General features: G+C 58.5%; 21 protein-coding genes. 15 read left to right on the top strand and 6 right to left on the bottom strand.

The window, feature by feature from the left end; translation table 11 throughout:
- The first annotated feature begins 100 nt into the window (after positions 1 to 100).
- Positions 101 to 532 (top strand): OsmC family protein, encoded by a 432-nt coding sequence (locus tag VD17_RS20170; protein WP_027926114.1) that lies wholly within the window; start codon positions 101 to 103, stop codon positions 530 to 532.
- Between the two features lie 157 nt (positions 533 to 689).
- Positions 690 to 923, top strand: a complete 234-nt coding sequence (locus VD17_RS20165; protein WP_046055330.1) for a DUF1161 domain-containing protein — start codon at positions 690 to 692, stop codon at positions 921 to 923.
- A 6-nt stretch (positions 924 to 929) separates the two neighbouring features.
- Here the strand turns inward: VD17_RS20165 and VD17_RS20160 are convergent, their stop codons facing one another.
- Together VD17_RS20160 and VD17_RS20155 are read right to left on the bottom strand one after the other, a co-directional pair.
- On the bottom strand, positions 930 to 1,352 hold the full coding sequence (locus tag VD17_RS20160) for a PA0061/PA0062 family lipoprotein (RefSeq protein WP_046055329.1): 423 nt from the start codon (positions 1,350 to 1,352) through the stop codon (positions 930 to 932).
- Positions 1,353 to 1,392: 40 nt separating this feature from the next.
- On the bottom strand, positions 1,393 to 1,815 hold the full coding sequence (locus tag VD17_RS20155) for a PA0061/PA0062 family lipoprotein (protein ID WP_033059852.1): 423 nt from the start codon (positions 1,813 to 1,815) through the stop codon (positions 1,393 to 1,395).
- A 59-nt stretch (positions 1,816 to 1,874) separates the two neighbouring features.
- On the opposite strand from VD17_RS20155, the gene VD17_RS20150 reads away from it, so the two are divergent.
- Positions 1,875 to 2,966: an aminopeptidase gene (locus VD17_RS20150; RefSeq protein ID WP_046055328.1), complete on the top strand. Its 1,092-nt coding sequence runs from the start codon at positions 1,875 to 1,877 to the stop codon at positions 2,964 to 2,966.
- Between the two features lie 105 nt (positions 2,967 to 3,071).
- On the opposite strand, the gene VD17_RS20145 is transcribed toward VD17_RS20150, so the two are convergent.
- Positions 3,072 to 3,722 (bottom strand): HAD family hydrolase, encoded by a 651-nt coding sequence (locus VD17_RS20145; RefSeq protein WP_046055327.1) that lies wholly within the window; start codon positions 3,720 to 3,722, stop codon positions 3,072 to 3,074.
- A gap of 26 nt (positions 3,723 to 3,748) precedes the next feature.
- Complete coding sequence (locus VD17_RS20140) at positions 3,749 to 4,294, bottom strand: gamma carbonic anhydrase family protein (protein WP_046055326.1); 546 nt, start codon at positions 4,292 to 4,294, stop codon at positions 3,749 to 3,751.
- 62 nt (positions 4,295 to 4,356) lie between these two features.
- Between VD17_RS20140 and prlC the strand changes: the two genes are divergently transcribed.
- The 3 genes from prlC to VD17_RS20125 all read left to right on the top strand — a co-directional run bounded on the left by prlC (position 4,357) and on the right by VD17_RS20125 (position 8,876).
- Positions 4,357 to 6,435: an oligopeptidase A gene (gene prlC / locus VD17_RS20135; protein WP_185753192.1), complete on the top strand. Its 2,079-nt coding sequence runs from the start codon at positions 4,357 to 4,359 to the stop codon at positions 6,433 to 6,435.
- On the top strand, positions 6,432 to 6,719 hold the full coding sequence (locus VD17_RS20130) for a YheV family putative zinc ribbon protein (RefSeq protein WP_008152496.1): 288 nt from the start codon (positions 6,432 to 6,434) through the stop codon (positions 6,717 to 6,719). The genes prlC and VD17_RS20130 overlap by 4 nt, the downstream gene beginning before the upstream one ends.
- Before the next feature lie 114 nt (positions 6,720 to 6,833).
- On the top strand, positions 6,834 to 8,876 hold the full coding sequence (locus tag VD17_RS20125) for a M3 family metallopeptidase (protein ID WP_046055325.1): 2,043 nt from the start codon (positions 6,834 to 6,836) through the stop codon (positions 8,874 to 8,876).
- A gap of 9 nt (positions 8,877 to 8,885) precedes the next feature.
- Here the strand turns inward: VD17_RS20125 and VD17_RS20120 are convergent, their stop codons facing one another.
- Positions 8,886 to 9,530, bottom strand: a complete 645-nt coding sequence (locus VD17_RS20120) for a phosphatase domain-containing protein (protein ID WP_033059841.1) — start codon at positions 9,528 to 9,530, stop codon at positions 8,886 to 8,888.
- A 296-nt stretch (positions 9,531 to 9,826) separates the two neighbouring features.
- Between VD17_RS20120 and VD17_RS20115 the strand changes: the two genes are divergently transcribed.
- The 6 genes from VD17_RS20115 to VD17_RS20090 all read left to right on the top strand — a co-directional run bounded on the left by VD17_RS20115 (position 9,827) and on the right by VD17_RS20090 (position 17,393).
- The gene (locus VD17_RS20115; protein WP_046055324.1) at positions 9,827 to 10,567 is read left to right on the top strand and encodes a gluconate 2-dehydrogenase subunit 3 family protein; all 741 of its coding nucleotides are present in this window, start codon (positions 9,827 to 9,829) and stop codon (positions 10,565 to 10,567) included.
- A gap of 2 nt (positions 10,568 to 10,569) precedes the next feature.
- Positions 10,570 to 12,354 carry a GMC family oxidoreductase gene (locus tag VD17_RS20110; protein ID WP_033059837.1) on the top strand — a complete coding sequence of 595 codons (1,785 nt, stop codon included), beginning with the start codon at positions 10,570 to 10,572 and terminating at the stop codon, positions 12,352 to 12,354.
- A gap of 12 nt (positions 12,355 to 12,366) precedes the next feature.
- Positions 12,367 to 13,671, top strand: a complete 1,305-nt coding sequence (locus VD17_RS20105; RefSeq protein ID WP_046055323.1) for a c-type cytochrome — start codon at positions 12,367 to 12,369, stop codon at positions 13,669 to 13,671.
- A 70-nt stretch (positions 13,672 to 13,741) separates the two neighbouring features.
- Complete coding sequence (locus VD17_RS20100; protein ID WP_046055322.1) at positions 13,742 to 14,800, top strand: PA0069 family radical SAM protein; 1,059 nt, start codon at positions 13,742 to 13,744, stop codon at positions 14,798 to 14,800.
- Positions 14,801 to 15,043: 243 nt separating this feature from the next.
- Positions 15,044 to 15,775, top strand: a complete 732-nt coding sequence (locus tag VD17_RS20095) for a carbonic anhydrase (protein WP_033059830.1) — start codon at positions 15,044 to 15,046, stop codon at positions 15,773 to 15,775.
- Positions 15,776 to 15,866: 91 nt separating this feature from the next.
- Positions 15,867 to 17,393, top strand: a complete 1,527-nt coding sequence (locus VD17_RS20090; RefSeq protein ID WP_046055321.1) for a SulP family inorganic anion transporter — start codon at positions 15,867 to 15,869, stop codon at positions 17,391 to 17,393.
- Between the two features lie 123 nt (positions 17,394 to 17,516).
- Here VD17_RS20090 and VD17_RS20085 read toward each other — a convergent pair whose 3' ends face one another.
- Positions 17,517 to 18,167, bottom strand: a complete 651-nt coding sequence (locus tag VD17_RS20085) for a hypothetical protein (RefSeq protein WP_046055320.1) — start codon at positions 18,165 to 18,167, stop codon at positions 17,517 to 17,519.
- A 371-nt stretch (positions 18,168 to 18,538) separates the two neighbouring features.
- Here VD17_RS20085 and coxB point away from each other — a divergent pair, with 371 nt between their 5' ends.
- The 3 genes from coxB (at position 18,539) to VD17_RS20070 (ending at position 22,082) form a co-directional block, all read left to right on the top strand.
- A complete protein-coding gene (coxB, locus tag VD17_RS20080) occupies positions 18,539 to 19,666 on the top strand; it encodes a cytochrome c oxidase subunit II (RefSeq protein WP_033059824.1) in 1,128 nt (375 codons plus the stop codon).
- An 82-nt stretch (positions 19,667 to 19,748) separates the two neighbouring features.
- Positions 19,749 to 21,341, top strand: coding sequence for a cytochrome c oxidase subunit I (gene ctaD / locus VD17_RS20075; protein WP_046055319.1), 1,593 nt, complete (start codon positions 19,749 to 19,751; stop codon positions 21,339 to 21,341).
- 189 nt (positions 21,342 to 21,530) lie between these two features.
- Positions 21,531 to 22,082: a cytochrome c oxidase assembly protein gene (locus VD17_RS20070; RefSeq protein ID WP_046044864.1), complete on the top strand. Its 552-nt coding sequence runs from the start codon at positions 21,531 to 21,533 to the stop codon at positions 22,080 to 22,082.
- Positions 22,083 to 22,101: the final 19 nt, after the last annotated feature.

Raw genomic sequence — 22,101 nt, 5'->3', positions numbered from 1 at the left:
TCAGATCAGGTGAACTTTGCACCACGGTCTATCCTCAGAACCCTAGCAACCGAAAACCACAAAGGCGCGACGCTTCGCGCCGGATCTTGAGGAGGCATTCATGGCTATCACAAAGAAAGCATCGGCTCATTGGGAAGGTGACCTGAAAACCGGCATCGGCTCGATTTCCACGGAAACCGGTGTCCTCAGAGAAGCGCCCTACGGCTTCAAGGCTCGTTTCGAAGGCGGCAAGGGCACCAATCCGGAAGAGCTGATCGGCGCAGCGCACGCGGGCTGCTTCTCCATGGCGTTTTCGATGATTCTCGGCGATGCCGGTCTCAAGGCTGACAGCATCGATACCAATGCCGAAGTCACCCTGGACCAGGTGGACGGCGGATTCGCGATCACGGCAGTGAAATTGATCCTCAAAGCGAAGATTCCTGGGGCGACTCAGGCTCAATTTGAGGAACTGAGCAATAAAGCCAAAGAAGGCTGCCCGGTCTCCAAAGTGCTGAATGCGAAAATCAGTCTGGATGCAACATTGCTCAGCTGATAGGGGTTGTCGCGCTCCCCCGATAAAAGATCGCAGCCTCGGCGGGCTGCGTTCTTTTTTTGCTCTGAAACAAAACCTGGCTGGCGAGATTGTGGTCGAATAAATGACAGCAGCTAAAACGCATCTTCGTGCGCGCTGCCTCAAAGGAGCTTCAACCATGAAACGTTTTGCCTTGGCGATTATCTGTTGCGCGCTGGCCACGTCGGCCCTGGCGGCAGCAAAATCCTGTGAAGAACTCAAGGCCGAGATTGAAGCCAAGATCCAGGCCAATAACGTATCGTCCTACACGCTGGAAATCGTCACCAACGACGAAGTACACGATCAGAATATGGTCGTTGGCTCGTGCGACGGCGGCACGAAAAAAATCATCTACCAGAAGAACGACCGCTGATTCACCTCACATGAGGCAATAGGACTCTCGGTCTTCAGCGACAATCTCCCGCTTGGCGTTGTACAGCCGGGCGCCGGGAGTAAACGCTATCGACTGGCCTACCAGCACATAACGCTGGCCGGCTTCGAAATGATCGTAGTTGATGGTCAGGTAGCACAAGCGTTCCGTGGGGCCGTTCATAATGCCCAAGCCCCCACCACCGGGCACTTCAAAGTCGAATCGAACGATCAGCTCATGGCTACCGGGGGTGACCTGGAAAAAACGCCCGTCGCGCAACCGCTGATTGTCCAGGCGTTCGGCCATCAGCAATTTATCGTTGGGGAATGGCGTAGAAAAATCGACCCAGGCCATCTGCGGATTAACCGCTGGCAACGGGCTCTGACATCCCGCAACGATGCTTGCAGCAAGTAACAGCGTTAACCTGCGCATGATGATTTACTCAAGGACTAGTCCTTTAGAATAACGCCGATCAGGTGCGTTGGCAGCCTGCCGGTACACCTTGGCCAATCACTTTTCGCTGCTGATCATAGAGCTTTGCCCACGGCCGAAAGCCGATATTTCCTGCTTTGAGCTGATACCGTTCGCCGGCGTTGAAGTCGTTGAATTTCACGTTTAGCTGGCAGTCACGCCACAGTGGCTCGGCGTCGGGTCCGATGTTGGTTGGCGCAACCGGGAATTGGTAACGAACGGTGAGCTCATGGCTACCCGGCTGAACCTCGAAATAGCGCTTGTCGGTGGCGGCCTTATCATCGACTTCCAGCGCTTGCAGCGCGGTGTCTTCCTGCTTCGATTCCAGGTCGATCCACGCTTGAGCCGGATCATGAGGGGGTAATCCGAATCCAGCACAACCTGCCAGCATCAACAGGCTTCCTGTCAGCATCAACGTGCGCATAGCGGAGCTCCAGTCAGGCGGGATAGTCTTGCGGGCAGACTCTCCATGGATGATTCATTTTGATCAGGCCGCTTCCAAGCCTTGGGTTACTTGATCGCGTTTTACGCATTTTGTTTCCGGGTGTGCTGTTTTTGTTTCTCAACGGTTGCGCCGGCGTCAGCTATTACGGCCAATTGGCCAGTGGTCAGCTGCAATTGCTGCGGGCACGCGAGCCGGTTTCCAGAGTGATTGCCGATCCCGGTCGCGATCAGCAATTGCGTGCGCACCTGACTCAATCGCAAAAGGCCCGCACGTTCGCCAGCCAACAGCTGCAGCTGCCGGATAACCAGAGTTACCGTTTGTACGCCGACATTGGCCGGCCGTTCGTAGTCTGGAACGTGTTTGTCACGCCGGAATTTTCCCTGACACCACAGAACCATTGCTTCCCGATCGCCGGTTGTGTCGCCTATCGCGGTTATTACAGCCAGAGCGCGGCCCGCGGTGAAGCTGCGTTGCAACGATTGCATGGTATGGACGTGTCAATTGGCGGCGTCGAGGCTTATTCGACGCTCGGCTGGTTCAACGATCCGATTATCAGTTCGATGATGGCCTGGGGTGACGAACGATTGGCCACGCTGATCTTCCATGAACTGGCACATCAACGTTTTTATGTGAAGGACGACACCGAGTTCAATGAGTCTTTCGCCACCTTCGTCGAACAGGAAGGCACCCGCCAATGGCGTGCATTCCGCGGCTTGGCGCCAGACAGCGGTGCGCAAGTGCAACATCGGGATCAGTTCATTCAATTGGTTCTGGATACCCGCACGCGACTCGAACGGCTGTACACCCTGCCTCTGCCTGCCGACCAGATGCGCCAGCGCAAAGTCGACGAGTTCGAACGATTGCGGAGTGAATACCGGCAGCTACGCGACAGCCAATGGGCTGGGGACAAACGCTATGACGCGTGGATCAATGCGCCGATGAACAATGCCCGGCTGTTGCCATTTGGGCTGTACGACCAATGGGTGCCGGCGTTTGCGGCGTTGTTCAGACAGGTGGGTGGGGATTGGGTGAAGTTTTATGCGGCGGTCGAGCAGCTCGGCGCGTTGCCGGTTGTGGAGCGCAAGGCGGCACTGAATGCTTTGGTTCAATTGAAAAGTCGCGTTGGCTGATCGGGCCTCATCGCGAGCAAGCTCGCTCCCACATTGGACCAGTGTTTACAAATCTAATGTGGGAGCGAGCTTGCTCCGGGCGGCGTTCCGACGATGGCGGTTTAATCAACGCTGCAAAAACGCCTGATGCATCTCTTCCAATGTCTCGAAGTGCCAGGTCGGGGCTTCTGCGCTCAACTCTTCCCGGCTGCCAAAGCCATAACCAACAGCCGCCGCATCCAGCCCGTTACTGCGCGCACCGATCAGGTCGTGTTTACGGTCGCCGATCATCAAGGTGTTGGCCGGGTCCAGGCCTTCTTCGGCCATCAAGTGGGCGATCAGCTCGACTTTGTTGGTCCGGGTTCCATCCAGTTCGCTGCCGTAGATCACTTTGAAGTGCTTGGCGAAGTCGAAGTGCCGGGCAATTTCCTGGGCGAAAATCCACGGTTTGGACGTCGCGATGTACAGCTGTCGCCCTTGCCCGCCGAGGGTTTCCAACAAGGGTGTGACGCCGTCGAACACGCGGTTCTCGTACAGGCCGGTAACCTTGAAACGCTCGCGATAGAAGTTCACTGCTTCCCAGGCCTTGGCCTCGTCGAAGTCGTAGAACTGCATGAACGCCTGCAACAACGGCGGGCCGATGAAATGTTCAAGCTTGGTCAAGTCGGGCTCATCGATACCCAGTTTGCTCAAGGCGAACTGGATCGAACGGGTGATGCCCTCGCGTGGATCGGTCAGGGTGCCATCGAGGTCGAACAATACGGTTTGGTAATGCATGTTGAATCCTGAATAAGGGCGCAGGGTCAGAGCTGGTCGTAGCCTTCGGCCAGATGCAAATTCTTGAGCTTCACGTAGTTCGCCGCGCTGTAGGTGAAAAAGGCTTTTTCTTTGTCAGTCAGTGGCCGAATCTGCTTCACCGGGCTGCCCACATAAAGGAAGCCGCTTTCCAGGTGTTTGCCCGGGGGCACCAGGCTGCCAGCGCCAATGATCACATCATCCTCGACCACCGCACCGTCCATGACAATGCTGCCCATGCCGATCAAAACCCGGCTGCCCACGCTGCAACCGTGAAGCATCACTTTATGCGCGATGGTCACATCGTCGCCAATCAGCAACGGAAAGCCATCGGGATTGAACGGTCCGGCGTGGGTGATGTGCAGCACACAGCCGTCCTGCACGCTGGTGCGCGCACCGATACGGATGCGGTGCATGTCGCCACGAATCACCGTCAGCGGCCAGACCGAGCTGTCTTCGCCGATTTCAACGTCGCCGATCACCACCGCCGAACCGTCGACAAAGGCGCCTTTGCCCAGCAGCGGCGTGTGGTTCTGATACTTGCGAAGGGTCACGATAGGCTCTCTCTCTTTTGCTGATAGCTGCGGTGAGCGTCGATTGTAATTAAGATGGCGCAATGTTTCTTCCAGCCAAGGTGCCAACCGTGAGCGTGAACAACCCTCTTTTGCAGTCCTACGACCTGCCGCCGTTCTCGGCGATCCGTGCCGAACACGTGCAACCGGCCATCGAACAAATCCTGGCTGACAACCGCGCCGCCATTATCGAGATCCTCAAAACCCAGGGCAAACAACCGACCTGGGCCGGCCTGGTACTGGCGATGGACGAACTGAACGATCGTCTGGGCGCCGCCTGGAGCCCGGTCAGCCACCTGAATGCCGTGTGCAACAGCGCCGAATTGCGCGAAGCCTACGAGTCCTGCCTGCCGGCCTTGAGCGCCTACTCCACCGAACTCGGCCAGAACCGCGAGTTGTTCGAGGCGTTCGAAGCGCTGGCTAACAGCCCCGAAGCTGTCGGTTTCGAGGTGGCACAGAAAACTATCCTGGAGCACTCCCTGCGTGACTTCCGTCTGTCGGGTATCGACCTGCCGGAAGCCGAACAAAAACGTTACGCCGAAGTGCAGAGCAAATTGTCGGAGCTGGGCAGCCGCTTCTCCAACCAACTGCTCGATGCCACTCAGGCCTGGACCAAGCACGTCACCGATGAAGTGACCCTCGCCGGCCTGACCGATTCGGCCAAGGCGCAGATGGCCGCGGCCGCACAGGCCAAAGGCCTGGAAGGCTTCCTGATCACCCTGGAGTTCCCGAGCTACTACGCGGTGATGACCTACGCGCAGGACCGCGCACTGCGCGAAGAAGTCTACGCCGCCTACTGCACCCGTGCGTCGGACCAAGGCCCGAATGCCGGCCAGAATGATAACGGCCCGGTCATGGAAGAAATCCTCGACCTGCGTCAGGAGCTTGCAAAACTCTTGGGCTTCGCCAGCTTCTCGGAGCTGAGCCTGGCCACCAAAATGGCCGAATCCAGCGATCAGGTCCTGAGTTTCCTGCGCGATCTGGCCAAGCGCAGCAAGCCGTTCGCCGCCCAGGATCTGGAACAGCTCAAGGCTTATGCCGCCGAACAAGGCTGCCCGGACCTGCAAAGCTGGGACAGCGGTTTCTACGGTGAAAAGCTTCGCGAGCAGCGCTACAGCGTCGCCCAGGAAGCCCTTCGCGCCTACTTCCCGATCGACAAAGTGCTGGGCGGTCTGTTCGCTATCGTCCAGCGTCTGTACGGCATCGAAATCGCCGAGCAGAAAGGCTTCGACACCTGGCACCCGGATGTTCGCCTGTTTGAAATCAAGGAAAACGGCCAGCACGTCGGCCGCTTCTTCTTCGACCTCTACGCTCGCGCCAACAAGCGTGGCGGTGCCTGGATGGACGGCGCCCGCGACCGTCGCCGCACGATCAGCGGCGTATTGCAAAGTCCGGTGGCGAACCTGGTGTGCAACTTCACCCCGGCCGACAGCGGCAAACCGGCCCTGCTGACCCACGATGAAGTGACCACCCTGTTCCACGAGTTCGGTCACGGCTTGCATCACCTGTTGACCCGCGTTGAACACGCCGGCGTATCCGGCATCAACGGTGTGGCCTGGGATGCGGTCGAGCTGCCAAGCCAGTTCATGGAGAACTGGTGCTGGGAGCCGGAAGGTCTGGCGCTGATCTCCGGTCACTACGAAACCGGCGAACCGCTGCCTCAGGACCTGCTGGAGAAAATGCTCGCCGCGAAGAACTTCCAGTCCGGCCTTATGATGGTCCGTCAGCTGGAGTTCTCGCTGTTCGACTTCGACCTGCACGCCACCCACGGTGACGGCCGTAGCGTGGCGCAGGTACTTGAAGGTGTCCGCGACGAGGTGTCGGTCATGCGTCCACCCGCCTACAACCGTTTCCCGAACAGCTTTGCGCACATCTTCGCCGGTGGTTATGCCGCGGGCTACTACAGCTACAAATGGGCTGAAGTGCTGTCCGCGGATGCCTTCTCGAAATTCGAAGAAGAAGGCGTACTCAACGCCGAGACCGGCCGCGCCTTCCGCGAAGCGATCCTGGCGCGCGGTGGTTCCCAGGAGCCGATGGTGCTGTTCGTCGACTTCCGCGGACGTCCGCCGTCGATTGACGCACTCTTGCGCCACAGCGGCCTGAGTGAGGTCGCGGCAGCATGAGTGAGGGTCCTGTGATCACGAAAAAGCGCTTTATCGCCGGGGCAGTCTGCCCGGCCTGCAGCGAGCCGGACAAATTGATGATGTGGAACGAAGACGAGGTCCCGCACCGTGAGTGCGTGGCCTGCGGATATTCCGACACGCTGAATGAACAAGGCCTGTCCGTGCCCAAGGAATTGGGCACGCGAGTCAACACTTCAGCGCTGAAAGTACCGGACGCCAAGGTTCAGGCCGTGCAGTTTTTCCCGAACCCGAAGCTGAAGAAAAAGCCTGACGAGCAACACTGAGTCATCACCACCTTCCACTCCTGAACGGATTGGAAGGTGGTATCTATCTACCACCTTTCCCCTGCGCTTCCTTTATAGGCTGATCGAATTCAGCCTCTGCTCAAGGAAGACGCCATGCCCGACACCAATCCTCTTTTGCAAGCCTGGGACCTGCCGCCTTACTCGGAGGTTCGCGCCGAGCATCTTGTGCCGGCCATCGACACCCTCATTGCAGACAACCGTCAGGCCATTGCTGAGATCATCGCCTCCCAATCCGCATTCCCGACTTGGGATGACCTGGTTTTGGCGGTCGATGAAACCGATGCGCGCCTGAATGAGGCCATGGGCGTCATCGAAACCCTGGGCATGGTGAAACACAACGGCAACGCCTGGGACGTGGCGAGCACGACGTGCGGCGAGGCCGTGGCGCAGTACAAAACTGAAAAGATGAGCAATCAAGCGCTGTTCCGCTCGTACCAACATCTGGCCCAAAGCCCGGTTGCCCGGAATTTCGATGAGTCCCGCAAAGCGGTATTGACCAAAATTCTGCGCAGGTTTCACTTGTCGGGAATCGACTTGCCTGCCGAGCAACAACAGCAACTTGGTCCTCTGAATCGGCACATCAGCCTGCTCGAAAGCCTGTTTCTAGGCCATTTGGAAAGCGCCACCGCGGCCTGGAACAAGCGCATTGATGACGTCACGCAACTCAACGGTTTATCCCAGGCGACAAAGGACCGTCTGGCGCTCAACGCGCAACAGGCAGGACATGAGGGCTGGCTGATCCGTCTGGACCAGGACACCTACAACCGGGTGATGACCTATGCCGAAGATCGAGCGCTGCGCGAAGAATACTTTTTTGCGTACACCACCCGTGCGTCCGATCAAGGTCCGCATGCCGGACAATTCGATAATGGCCCCGTACTGGAGTTGCTGCTGTCCTTGCGTCACCAAAAAGCCGGATTGCTCGGGTATGAAAATTTCGCACAACTTGCCCTGGTGACGGAAATGGCGGAATCAACCGCGCAAGTGAGTGGATTCTTGCGACGGCAAGTAACGTTGGCAACGCCAGTGGTCGAGAAGGACGCACAGGCACTCAAGGCGTTTGCGCTCGAACGGGGTATTACCGAGATTCAACCGTGGGACCGCGAGTTTCTCGCCGAGCAATTACGTCAGCGCCACCTCGGTGGCTCCCTGAATAACCTGCGAGCCTATTTCCCATTGGACGGAACGTTGCACCGACTGTGCCTGTTCAGCGAGCGCATGTTCGGCATACGGATCGTCGAGCAGAACACGTTCAGCCGCTGGCATGACAGCGTACGTCTGTTTGAAATCAGCGAACATGGGCAGGTGATCGGGCATGTTTACCTTGATCCTTTCCACAGAGAAGAGGCCGCGGACTATGCCTGGACGGCCACGCCTCGCAACCGGCGGATAAATGCCGAAGGTCAATTGACGCTGCCCATTGCCGTTCTTCACGGCAACTTCACACCTGGGAACGCCGATCATCCTTGCCTCCTGGCGCACCTGGACCTGCGTGTGCTGTTCCATGAGTTTGGTCATTGCTTGCAGCATATTCTGACGCGTTCGCCGCACTACACCCTTTCCGGGATTTCTCAATTGGGACGCGATACCGCCGAGTTCGCCGGGCAGTTGTTCGAACATTGGTGCCTGTCACAGGAGTTTCTGCTGTGGCTGGCCGCCCATCATCAGACTGGTGAGCGCTTGACCGAGCAGCGAGTTGAGGTGGCGCTTGCAGCCATTCAATCCCTGAACAGCTGGCAAACCGTGCAGTCCCTGATGGGCGCCTTGTTCGACTTCGAACTGCATCGCTGCCAAGGCGATGGCCGTAGCGTTCAGCAAGTATTCGAAGACGTTCAGCGGGAGGTTCCCCATGTGCAACTGCCATCTTATTGCCGATTCGCAAACAGCTTTGACTACATGGTGACCGGTTACGCAGCCTCCGTTTACGCCTACACGTGGTCAGGCGTACTGGCCATCGAAGCCTTCAAGCGATTCCGTCAGGACTGGGTCTTCAATGCGCAAACAGGGCGAGCCTTTCGCGAGGCGTTTTTTTCTCCGGGCGATTCGCGCTCCTTGCTGACCGCCCTGGAAGCGTTCCTTGAACGGCCGATCGCCGAAGATCCGCTCGTGCTTTCGTTAGAGGCCATTACCAGCTGACGTAACGGTTTACTCGACATGGGCCGATTTGAACCAGCTCTTCATCGAACAACTGGCGAACGGGCTCGTGCTGCAATCGCCGTTGGCCAGCGCGGTGCGGAGCTTGTCGACATCGGCCTGCATCATGTAACGGACGCCGTCCTTGAAATGAGTGCTGTCACCAAAGCCGCCCTGGGTCATTTCGTTCAGGGCGTCTTCCTTGCTCCAGCCCTGCACCACGACCCGGTACATGGCCGCCATCAGGCCCGTGCGGTCCGAACCATGCTTGCAGTGCATCAGCACCGGTCCCTTGGCTTCGGCCGTCTGGATCGTACGAAGCGCTTTGAGTACATCCGCATCATCCACATGGTTGGTGCGATAGGGCAGCTGTACCTGTGCGATCCCTGGTGTCGACAACCAGCTGGAGTCCGACTCGGGCAGGAACGTGATAACGGTCCCGACCTTGAGTTTTTCCAGTAACGGCACGGCGCCTCGGTCGGGTAATGCACTGCGATAGAGCGTCGGGGACATTTTGAAGAGGTTGTATTGCACCTCAACCGATTGAGCCCACTCCGCAGGGCGGGGCAACGCGCTGTCGTCGGCAAGGGCCGGCGTCAGGTTCAACAGTGCGGCCAGCGACAGGCAGATCGCTGGGATACAACGCGATAGAGACATGCTTGGGTGACCGTTCAGGAGAATCGAAAGATGACGCCCAGCTTCCCCCCCGAGCGGTCAAAGGCCTGTGACCCCTCTGTCAAAGAATCGTGAATCAGCCAATCGCTTTCGTCGCAAAATCGAGGTTTTTTAGCTGAATCGGTTCATCTTGATGCTTAGCCTGCTACCATTTGTTTCTCCATATTACCGATGCGCCCTAGTGCTCCCCGCTTGCTGGCGATCTTCATCGGTGCCAAAACGAAAAGTCGTCCTGCGAGACGGCTGAAAAACCGCTATGCCTGATGAGGTGCCCCCCTATGTCCGATCAAGATCGAGACAACCCGCGGCGTGAGTTTTTGCGCAAATCCCTGACCTTGATCCCGTTGGTCACCGTTGCCAGCACCGGTCTGGGCAGCACGGTCCTGATGGCCGCGCCCGAAGCAATCCCGGCCAGTTCCGGCAAAGCGCCGGTCAACACCAGCACCTATGAACCCAGCTACTTCACCGCCGAAGAATGGACGTTCATCAAGGCGGCTGTCGCGCAGCTGATTCCGAACGATGCCCAAGGGCCAGGCGCGCTGGAAGCCGGTGTGCCCGAATACATTGACCGCCAGATGAACACGCCTTACGCGGCCGGTGCGCTGTGGTTCATGCAGGGACCGTTCAACGCAGACGCTGCTCCGGAAATGGGCTGGCAGAGCAAACTGGTGCCCAAAGAGATTTATCGCTTGGGCATCGCCGCCACGGATGCTTGGTCGAAAGCGTTCAACGGCAAAGTATTTGCTGAGCAAGACAGCGCTACCCGAGACGATTTGCTCAAGCAACTCGAGGCCGGAAAACCTCGGTTCGACAGTGTTCCAGCGAAGATTTTCTTCAATCTGCTGCTGCAAAACACCAAAGAAGGGTTCTTCTGCGACCCGATTCACGGCGGCAATAAAGGCATGGTCGGCTGGACCATGATCGGCTTCCCCGGCGCCCGCGCCGATTTCATGGATTGGGTGGAACGCAACGAGCAATACCCCTTCCCGGCAGTTTCGATTCGCGGCGAGAGGGCGTAAGCATGGCAACGGTAATGAAGAAGGTCGACGCAGTGATCGTCGGTTTTGGCTGGACGGGCGCGATCATGGCCAAGGAGCTGACAGAAGCCGGCCTGAATGTGCTGGCGCTGGAGCGCGGGCCGATGCAGGACACTTACCCCGACGGCAACTATCCACAGGTGATCGACGAACTCACCTACAGCGTGCGGAAAAAACTCTTTCAGGACATTTCCAAAGAGACCGTGACCATTCGCCATAGCGTGAATGACATTGCGCTGCCGAACCGCCAACTGGGCGCCTTCCTGCCCGGCAATGGTGTCGGCGGCGCCGGTTTGCACTGGTCCGGCGTGCACTTTCGGGTCGACCCGATCGAGTTGCGCATGCGCAGCCACTACGAAGAACGCTACGGCAAAAGCTTCATCCCCAAGGACATGACCATCCAGGACTTCGGCGTCAGCTATGAAGAACTGGAACCGTTTTTCGATTACGCCGAGAAGGTCTTTGGCACGTCGGGTCAGGCCTGGACGGTGAAGGGTCAATTGGTCGGCGAAGGCAAGGGCGGCAACCCGTACGCGCCAGATCGTTCGAATCATTTCCCGCTGGAATCGCAGAAGAACACTGTTTCCGCACAACTGTTTCAGAAAGCGGCCACCGCAGTGGGTTACAAACCCTACAACCTACCCTCCGCCAATACGTCAGGCCCCTACACCAACCCTTACGGCGCACAGATGGGCCCGTGTAACTTCTGCGGCTTTTGCAGCGGCTATGTCTGCTACATGTATTCCAAGGCATCGCCGAATGTAAACATTCTGCCGGCACTCAAACCGCTGCCCAATTTCGAGTTGCGGCCCAACTCCCACGTACTGCGGGTCAATCTCGACAGCACCAAGAGCAAGGCCACAGGCGTGACTTACATCGATGGCCAGGGCCGAGAGATCGAGCAGCCCGCCGACCTGGTAATCCTTGGTGCCTTCCAGTTCCACAATGTGCGGCTGATGTTGCTTTCGGGTATCGGCAAGCCCTACGACCCGATCAGTGGCGAAGGCGTGGTCGGCAAGAACTTCGCTTACCAGAACATGGCCACCATCAAGGCCTACTTCGACAAAGACACCCACACCAATAACTTTATTGGTGCAGGCGGTAACGGCGTGGCGGTGGACGACTTCAACGCCGACAACTTCGATCACGGTCCCCATGGTTTCGTCGGCGGCTCGCCGATGTGGGTCAACCAGGCGGGCAGCCGACCGATTGCAGGCACATCCAACCCGCCGGGCACCCCAGCCTGGGGCAGTGCCTGGAAACGTGCCACCGCCGATTACTACACCCATCAAGTGTCGATGGATGCCCACGGCGCGCATCAATCCTACCGCGGCAACTACCTCGATCTGGACCCGGTGTACCGCGATGCCTACGGCTTGCCGCTGTTGCGGATGACCTTCGACTGGCAGGAAAACGACATCAAGATGAACCGCTTCATGGTCGAGAAAATGGGCAAGATCGCCGAAGCGATGAGCCCCAAGGCCATTGCCGTATTGGGCAAGAAGGTTGGCGATCACTTCAACACCGCGTCTTACCAGACCACCCACCTCAACGGTGGCGCGATCATGGGCACCCATCCGAAAACCAGCGCCGTGAACCGTTACTTGCAGAGCTGGGACGTACACAACGTTTTCGTCCCTGGTGCATCAGCTTTCCCACAAGGTCTGGGCTACAACCCCACCGGCCTTGTGGCAGCGTTGACCTACTGGTCGGCCCGGGCGATCCGTGAGCAGTACCTGAAAAACCCCGGCCCGCTGGTTCAGGCTTAAGGAGCGATGACCATGAAAGCACTTGTTATCGCGACCCTGACGCTGCTCGGCTGTGGCTCGATCAACGCCGCAGAAATTGATCAAAACCTGATCAAACAAGGCGAGTACCTCGCCCGCGCGGGTGACTGCGTGGCGTGCCACACCGCCAAGGACGGCAAGCCCTTCGCCGGTGGTCTGCCGATGGAAACGCCGATCGGGACGATCTACTCCACCAATATCACACCGGATAAAACCGGCTTGGGTGACTACAGCTTTGAGGATTTCGACAAAGCCGTGCGCCATGGTGTCGCCAAAAACGGTAGTACCTTGTACCCGGCGATGCCCTATCCGTCCTACGCCAGCGTCAACGAAACCGACATGAAAGCCTTGTACGCCTACTTCATGCAGGGCGTGGCGCCCGTCGCTCAGGAGAACAAGGACAGCGACATTCCCTGGCCTTTGAGCATGCGCTGGCCGCTTGCGGGGTGGCGCTGGATGTTTGCCCCGGCCGTGGCGGACTACAAAGCGGCATCCGGCGAAGATGCCGTGGTCAGTCGTGGGGCTTATCTGGTGGAAGGCCTCGGGCATTGCGGCGCATGCCATACGCCACGTGCCCTGACCATGCAGGAAAAAGCCCTGAATGCAGGCGAAGGCAGCGCATTTCTGTCAGGCAGTGCGCCATTGGAAGGCTGGATCGCGAAAAGTCTGCGCGGCGATCACAAAGACGGCCTCGGCAGCTGGAGCGAAGAACAACTGGTGCAGTTTCTCAAGACCGGTCGCAGTGATCGTAGCGCGGTGTTTGGCGGCATGAGTGATGTGGTGACGCACAGCATGCAGTACATGACCGACGACGATCTGACCGCGATTGCCCGTTACCTCAAGTCGTTGCCGACGAATGATCCCGACGATCAGCCGCACCAGTACGACAAACAGGTCGCACAGGCGCTGTGGAACGGGGACGACAGCAAGCCTGGCGCTTCGGTGTACATCGACAACTGCGCGGCCTGTCACCGTACCGATGGCCATGGCTACACCAAAGTGTTCCCGGCGCTGGCGGGCAACCCGGTGTTGCAGTCGGAGGATCCGACGTCGCTGATTCACATCGTGCTCAAGGGCGGTACGCTGCCTGCGACCCACATGGCGCCTTCGACCTTTACCATGCCGGGATTCGCCTGGCGCTTGTCGAATCAGGAAGTGGCGGATGTGGTGAGTTTCATCCGCGGCAGCTGGGGCAACAGCGGCTCACCGGTCAAGGCGAGCGAAGTGGCGAACCTGCGCACGGATGAATTGAAGACCACGTCGAACGACGACCTGGGGCAAGTTACCCAGAAGAACTGACTGCCCAGCGGCACTAGCCAGATGAATAACGCCCCTATACTGTATATAAAAACAGTACAGAGGCGTTTTCATGTCCACCCCTCTTCCCCCGCGCGGCCGTGGCACCGCCACCAACCCGCACAACCGTTTCGCGCCGAATCGCTCGGTGGCCGAGGATGACGGCTGGTATCAGGAAGCGCCGGTCACCCAAGGCACCGAGGTGCGCATCGAAACGGCGAAAACCATCATCACTCGCAACAACTCGCCAGACTTGCCCTTCGATCGTTCGATCAATCCCTATCGCGGCTGCGAGCACGGCTGCATCTATTGCTACGCGCGGCCCAGCCATGCGTATTGGGACATGTCGCCAGGGCTGGACTTCGAAACCAAACTGATCGCCAAGACCAACGCCGCCGATGTGCTGGAAGAACAACTGTCCAAGCGCGGCTATCAATGTGCGCCGATCAATCTGGGCTCCAATACGGACCCTTATCAACCGATCGAGCGCGAACACAAAATCACCCGCAAAACCCTCGAAGTCCTGCTGCGTTATCGTCACCCGGTGACCATCATTACCAAGGGCTCGCTGATTCTGCGGGATCTGGACCTGCTGGCCGAACTCGCCGAGCAAAGGCTGGTGGCGGTGATGATCAGCCTCACCACCCTGGACGATGAACTCAAACGCATCCTCGAACCGCGCGCCGCGGCACCCAAGGCCCGGTTACGGGCGATCCGCGTGATGCGTGAAGCGGGAATTGCGGTGGGCGTTCTGTGCTCGCCGATGATTCCGATGATCAACGACAGCGAACTCGAAAGCCTGCTCACTGAAGCTCATGCCGCGGGGGCGCAAAGTGCGGCCTACATGATGCTGCGCCTGCCGCTGGAAGTTGCGCCGCTGTTTGAAGAATGGCTGGCGGCCCACTATCCTCAGCGTGCCGCTCATGTGTTGAGCCTGATTCGTCAGAGCCGTGGTGGCGACCTCTATGACAGTCGCTTCGGTGCCAGGATGCGTGGCGAAGGGCCGTTTGCCGATCTGCTGGCGCAACGCTTCGCCAAAACCATCAAACGCCTGGGTCTCAATCGTCGGGAAGGTTTCAATCTGGACTGCGAAGCCTTCTGTCCGCCGGGTCGCCAGATGTCGTTGATTTGAGGACAATTGACCTATGGTTGAGTAGTGTGAAATGCACTTTGCCACTACGCCGGTCACGTTTTTTGTGACCTGGAACACACGTTCTAGAGCGTTTTATTCAGTTTGAGTTAAGATTCGAGCGCTACCTTGTTCATCGAGTGACTGACGGGTCGAGATGCTCGGCCTGGATGTTTTTTAAACAGCCACTGGCTTCACACCGGACAAAACGGGAAAATTCCCTGACTCCGCCAAAGAGGATGAATCATGAGTGACAAGGATAAACAGCCGTTGGCTGCGTCGGCTTCAGCCCAACCGGAGGCGGAAACCGCCGATGCAGCGCTGCAGCATATCGTTGACGGCTTTTTGCATTTTCATCACGAAGTTTTTCCACAACAGGAAGAACTCTTCAAAAAACTCGCCACGGCCCAGAGCCCCAGAGCGATGTTCATCGCCTGCGCCGACTCGCGCATCGTTCCTGAGTTGATCACCCAAAGCGCCCCCGGCGACCTGTTCGTGACCCGTAACGTCGGCAACGTTGTGCCGCCTTATGGGCAAATGAACGGCGGTGTTTCCACGGCAATCGAATACGCGGTACTGGCCCTCGGCGTGCAGCACATCATCATCTGCGGACACTCCGACTGTGGCGCAATGCGCGCAGTGCTCAACCCGCAAAGCCTGGAAAAAATGCCGACGGTCAAAGCCTGGCTGCGTCATGCCGAAGTGGCAAAAACCATGGTCCAGGAAAACTGCCATTGCGCTGACGAAAACGAAAGCATGCACGTCCTCACCGAGGAGAATGTGATCGCCCAGTTGCAACATTTGCGCACGCACCCGTCGGTAGCCTCGCGCATGGCCAATGGTCAGCTATTTATCCATGGTTGGATCTACAACATCGAAACCAGCGAAATCAGAGCTTACGACGCGGACAAGGGTTGTTTCCTGCCGCTCGATGGCAGCCATCCGATTCCGGTGGCGACGCCCAAAGCGCGCTTCTAAATCCTCCTAAATTTTGTGTGGTTTTTAGCCGAGGCTGCCGATCAGGCAGCCTGGCTTCGCCATGCCTGAAGAAAACTTCGGGAGAGTCACCATGCGTGCTGCTCAACTTAAAGCTGTTCTGCCACGGGAGCTGCTGGCGTCCGTGGTTGTGTTTCTCGTCGCCCTGCCCTTGTGCATGGGCATCGCCATCGCCTCGGGGCTGCCGCCGTCCAAAGGTTTGATCACCGGGATCATCGGTGGGCTGGTGGTGGGCTGGATTGCCGGTTCGCCACTGCAAGTCAGTGGCCCGGCGGCCGGTTTGGCTGTTCTGGTGTTCGAACTGGTGCGCCAGCACGGTATTGACATGCTCGGGCCCATCCTGCTGCTGGCCGGTTTTCTGCAACTGGTGGCTGGGCGATTGAAGCTGGGCTGCTGGTTTCGGGTCACGGCGCCAGCGGTTGTGTACGGAATGCTCGCCGGGATTGGCGTGTTGATCGTGCTGTCACAGGTGCATGTGATGCTCGACTCCGTGCCCAAGCCCTCGGGGCTGGATAATCTGGCAGCCTTCCCGGCTGCCGTCGTCCAGGCATTACCCTCCTTGGGCTGGCAAGCCGGTTTGCTCGGGCTGTCGACGATTGCGGTGATGTGGTTGTGGGAGAAATTCCGCCCCCATTCCCTGCGCTTCATTCCCGGCGCACTGCTGGGTGTAGGCCTGGCGACCGTCGCCAGCCTGGTGCTTGCCTTGCAGGTCAAACGAGTGGAAGTCCCAGCCAACCTGGCGGAAGCCATCGACTGGCTGAAACCCGCAGATTTACTCAACCTGGCTGACCCGACGCTGCTCATTGCCGCATTTGCCGTGGCGTTTATCGCCAGCGCCGAAACCCTGCTCTCGGCCGCTGCGGTGGACCGCATGCACAGCGGCCAGCGCTCGGACTTCGACCGGGAATTGTCGGCTCAAGGCGTAGGCAACATGCTCTGCGGTTTACTCGGCGCGCTGCCAATGACCGGTGTGATCGTGCGCAGTTCGGCCAACGTCCAGGCCGGCGCCACCACGCGAATGTCGACGATCTTCCATGGCCTGTGGCTGTTGGCTTTCGTGTTGCTGCTGTCCAGCGTGCTGCAAAGCATTCCGGTGGCGAGCCTGGCGGGCGTGCTGGTGTATACCGGTTTCAAACTGGTCGACCTCAAAGCCTTCCGAGGTCTGGGCCGTTATGGGCGGATGCCGATGTTCACCTACGCGGCAACAGCCCTGGCGATCATCTTCACCGACCTGCTGACCGGCGTGCTGATCGGCTTCGGCCTGACCCTGGCCAAACTGGCCTGGAAAGCTTCGCGGCTGAAAATCAGCCTGATCGATCTGCCCAAGGACGGCGAAATGGAACTGCGATTGATAGGTGCAGCGACTTTTCTCAAGGTGCCGGCGCTGACCCAAGTGCTGGGGACCATTCCGGCAGGTACGACGGTGCATGTGCCGCTCAATAACTTGAGCTACATCGATCACTCGTGTCTGGAGTTGCTGGAGGAATGGGGTCGGGCCAATGCGGCCAAGGGATCAAATCTGTTGATTGAAGCGCGGGGGTTGAAGCGCAGGCTGGAAGGGCGATTGCGGACCACAACCGGCGTGGGTTCTACGGCATAGAGGTAAACAATGTGGGAGCGAGCCTGCTCGCGAAGGCAGTGTATCAGTCGACATAAATGTTAAATGACATACCGCAATCGCGAGCAGGCTCGCTCCCACAGGTGTTCGGTTTACTCAGTTGGATCAAGCGGCTGGCTGATCCAGCTCCAGGCCTACGCCCAGTTGGCGCGACAGGCACGGCCAGCGCTTCCATGCAGCGCCGGTGTCCGGGCTGTTGAGCTTCTCGCGGTAGGCCTCGACGGACTCCAGCGCGAAACTGTCTTCACTGAGCATCTCGTCCACGGCGTGATGTACCGCCTCATCCAATTGATTGGCGAACTCCTCGCCGATCAATTGGTGGGCAATCAGGTTGGCAACAGTCATGTCCAAGGGGATCAGTGGCTGGCCAAAATGCTTGATGTACAGGTCATTGACCTCTTCGACCAGGCGATGCGCCAGATAGGCTTCGTCCAGCAGGCTGTCCAGACCGACGTGACCGATCAGGATCGCTGGCGGCTGAAGGAAGAACTGCTCGGCGATTTTCAGCACCGGTTTGATCTGTGATTCGATACCCGCTTCCCTGGCGACTTCATTGGCTGCATCCAGCAGGTCCGGCACTTGCTCTATATACGCGGCCACAAAACGCGTCATCACGCCGTTGGCGTCGACATCCGGTAATTGGATGGCGGAGTGAAGGTGTGGCAGTTGGGTTTCCAGCTGACGAGTCAGCAGGCCGGTTTCGGCTTCGTGTTGTTGGGCTTTTTGGATCTGCTCGCGCAATGCGGCGGTGTTCATGAAAACTCCAGGAAACAAAGGCAATGAAATAGGGAAGACATAACTTAGCTGGCGTACAAAAAATGCTAAGACGCATTTGTCATAAATATTTCATCCTTGAGACACCGAAGTTATATCGGTTTGCTATCACTCGTCTGCATCCTTCTCCATTCGTACCCTGGAACGCAAGTCCCAGCTGTTTCAGATGATTTACGCCATCACGTTGCGAGGTGGCAGTCGCTGTCTATACTCGGGTGGGAATGGAGTTAGCTGATGACGCCCGACTGCACACGCAGCAAGGCTCGGCGATTCAAGTTCGTAGTCTGAAAAAGCCGCTCCCTTGCCGCAGGTGAAAGCCGGCGGGATAACAAGAACGATAAGGGGAACCCGCAATGATGCGACATCCACATGTCTGGATGGGCCTCCTGTTGTGGTCGATTTTCAGTCAGGCACAAGCGGCCTGGACTGTGAATATGGCGCCTGGAGCGACTGAAATCAGTCACGCAGTATTTGACCTGCACATGACCATTTTCTGGATCTGTGTAGTGATCGGCATCATCGTCTTCGGCGCCATGTTCTGGTCGATGATTCTCCACCGCCGCTCGACCGGGCAGGTGGCCGCAAAATTTCATGAAAGCACCACCGTTGAAATCCTCTGGACCATCGTGCCCTTCCTGATCCTGGTGGCCATGGCGGTTCCCGCGACCGCAACCCTGATCAAGATGTACGACGCCAGTGAGCCGGATATTGATATCCAGGTCACCGGCTATCAGTGGAAGTGGCACTACAAATACCTGGGCCAGGACGTTGAGTTCTTCAGCAACCTGACCACGCCCGCCGATCAGATCCACAACAAGGAAGCCAAGGGCGAGCACTACTTGCTTGAGGTCGATAAGCCTTTGGTGCTGCCGATCGGCGCCAAGGTGCGCTTCCTGGTGACTTCCGCCGACGTCATCCATTCCTGGTGGGTGCCGGCCTTTGCGGTCAAGCGCGATGCGATTCCGGGGTTCGTCAACGAAGCCTGGACCCGCGTCGACAAGCCCGGCCTCTACCGCGGTCAATGCGCCGAATTGTGCGGCAAGGACCATGGCTTCATGCCGATCGTGGTCGAGGTCAAGGAAAAGGCCGATTACGAAAAATGGCTGGCCGAGCGCAAGGCTGAAGCCCTGCAGCTCAAAGAGCTGACCAGCAAGGAATGGACCCTCGACGAGCTTAAAGAGCGCGGCGACAAGATCTATCACACCACCTGCGTCGCCTGTCACCAGGCCGAAGGTCAGGGTCTGCCGCCGATGTTCCCGGCACTCAAGGGCTCGAAAATCGCTACCGGCCCGAAAGAAGGTCACCTGAGCATTGTCTTCCACGGCAAGCCCGGCACCGCCATGGCGGCGTTCGGCAAGCAGCTTTCGGAAGTCGATATCGCAGCGGTCGTGACCTACGAACGTAACGCCTGGGGCAACAACAAGGGCGACATGGTCACCCCTAAAGAAGTGCTGGAGCTGAAACAGGCGGAAAGCAAATGACCCGGTCTATTGCGCACGTAAGGAACCAGTCGGGGCATCGCGCCCCGGCCTGCCCAGCCCATCTGTTTGCAGGAGACAGGACATGACTGCTGTCGTCGATGACCATGTTCATACCGGCACCGCCCACGCCCACGGCCCCGCCAAAGGCCTGATGCGCTGGGTGCTGACCACCAACCACAAGGATATCGGCACGCTGTACCTGTGGTTCGCGTTCTCCATGTTCTTGCTCGGCGGCTCGTTTGCGATGGTGATTCGCGCCGAGTTGTTCCAGCCGGGACTGCAAATCGTCCAGCCGGAGTTCTTCAACCAGATGACCACCATGCACGGTCTGGTGATGGTCTTCGGTGCGGTGATGCCGGCCTTCGTCGGCCTCGCCAACTGGATGATCCCGTTGATGATCGGCGCTCCGGACATGGCCCTGCCACGGATGAACAACTTCAGCTTCTGGCTGTTGCCGGCGGCGTTCATCCTGCTGGTATCGACCCTGTTCACTCCGGGTGGTGGACCGAACTTCGGATGGACGTTTTACGCCCCGCTGTCGACGACCTACGCACCGGAAAGCGTGACCTTCTTCATCTTCGCCATCCACTTGATGGGGATCAGTTCGATCATGGGCGCGATCAACGTGATCGCCACCATCCTCAACCTGCGCGCCCCCGGCATGACGCTGATGAAAATGCCGCTGTTCGTCTGGACCTGGCTGATTACCGCGTTCCTGCTGATCGCGGTGATGCCGGTACTGGCCGGCTGCGTGACGATGATGCTGATGGACATCCACTTCGGCACCAGCTTCTTCAGTGCCGCCGGTGGCGGTGACCCGGTGTTGTTCCAGCACGTGTTCTGGTTCTTCGGTCACCCCGAGGTGTACATCATGATCCTGCCGGCCTTCGGTGCCGTCAGCTCGATCATTCCGGCCTTTTCGCGCAAGCCGCTGTTTGGCTACACCTCGATGGTCTATGCGACGGCGAGTATCGCGTTCCTGTCGTTCATCGTCTGGGCGCACCACATGTTCGTGGTCGGCATTCCGTTGGTGGGCGAGTTGTTCTTCATGTACGCCACACTGCTGATCGCGGTGCCGACAGGCGTGAAGGTGTTCAACTGGGCCAGCACCATGTGGCAAGGCTCGCTGACCTTCGAGACACCGATGCTGTTTGCGGTGGCATTCGTGATCCTGTTCTCCATCGGCGGGTTCTCCGGGTTGATGCTGGCCATCGCCCCGGCGGACTTCCAGTACCAGGACACCTACTTTGTGGTCGCGCACTTCCACTACGTACTGGTACCGGGCGCGATCTTCGGGATCTTCGCCTCGGCCTACTTCTGGCTGCCGAAATGGACCGGCCACATGTACGACGAAACCCTGGGCAAGCTGCACTTCTGGCTCTCGTTCATCGGCATGAACATGGCGTTCTTCCCGATGCACTTCGTGGGGCTGGCGGGCATGCCGCGGCGGATTCCCGACTACAACCTGCAATTCGCCGACTTCAACATGGTGTCGTCGATCGGCGCGTTCATGTTCGGCGCCACGCAGATCTTCTTCCTGTTCATCGTGATCAAGACCATCCGTGGTGGCCCGCCAGCACCGGCCAAACCGTGGGATGGGGCCGAAGGCCTGGAATGGAGCATCCCGTCACCGGCGCCTTATCACACCTTCACCACGCCGCCGGAAGTGAAATGAACAGCCTTGCCTTTGGAACTGGTGGAACCTTTGTGGCGAGGGGATTTATCCCCGTTCGGCTGCGAAGCAGTCGTAAAACCAAATCACGCAGTGTGCCTGACACACCGCAGTTGCAGGTTTTGGGGGCGCTTCGCGACCCAACGGGGATAAATCCCCTCGCCACAGGGTACTCGGCGGAGGTTGGACGTCATGGCTGACTCTATTTCGTTGAAGAAACTGGTCACGCGCCTGCTGCTGGTGGTGGTAGCGATGTTTGTCTTCGGGTTTGCCCTGGTGCCGATCTACGACGTGATGTGCAAGGCGTTCGGCATCAACGGCAAGACCGGCGGGCAGTACGAGGGCGAACAAACGGTCGACACATCGCGGCAGGTCCGCGTGCAGTTTCTGTCGACCAATTCCGCCGACATGTCCTGGGACTTCTACCCCAAGGGCGATGAACTGGTGGCGAACCCGGGGGCGGTGAACGAGATGATCTTCATCGCCCATAACCCGACCGATCGCCCGATGAGCGCCCAGGCGGTTCCGAGCATCGCGCCCAGCGCCGCGGCAGCGTACTTCCACAAGACCGAATGTTTCTGCTTTACCCAGCAAGTGCTGCAGCCCGGTCAACGGATCGAGATGCCGGTACGTTTCATCGTTGACCGTGACATGCCCAAGGATGTGAAGCACCTGACGCTGTCCTACACGCTGTTCGATATCACCGCCCGACATCCACCGGTGGCTGTAAATACTGGCGGCTGAGCGTGCCCGATAAGGAGAA

The organism is Pseudomonas fluorescens (genome assembly GCF_000968015.1).
Lineage (GTDB): Bacteria > Pseudomonadota > Gammaproteobacteria > Pseudomonadales > Pseudomonadaceae > Aquipseudomonas > Aquipseudomonas fluorescens_W.
This window is presented reverse-complemented; position numbering and strand designations above follow the sequence as displayed.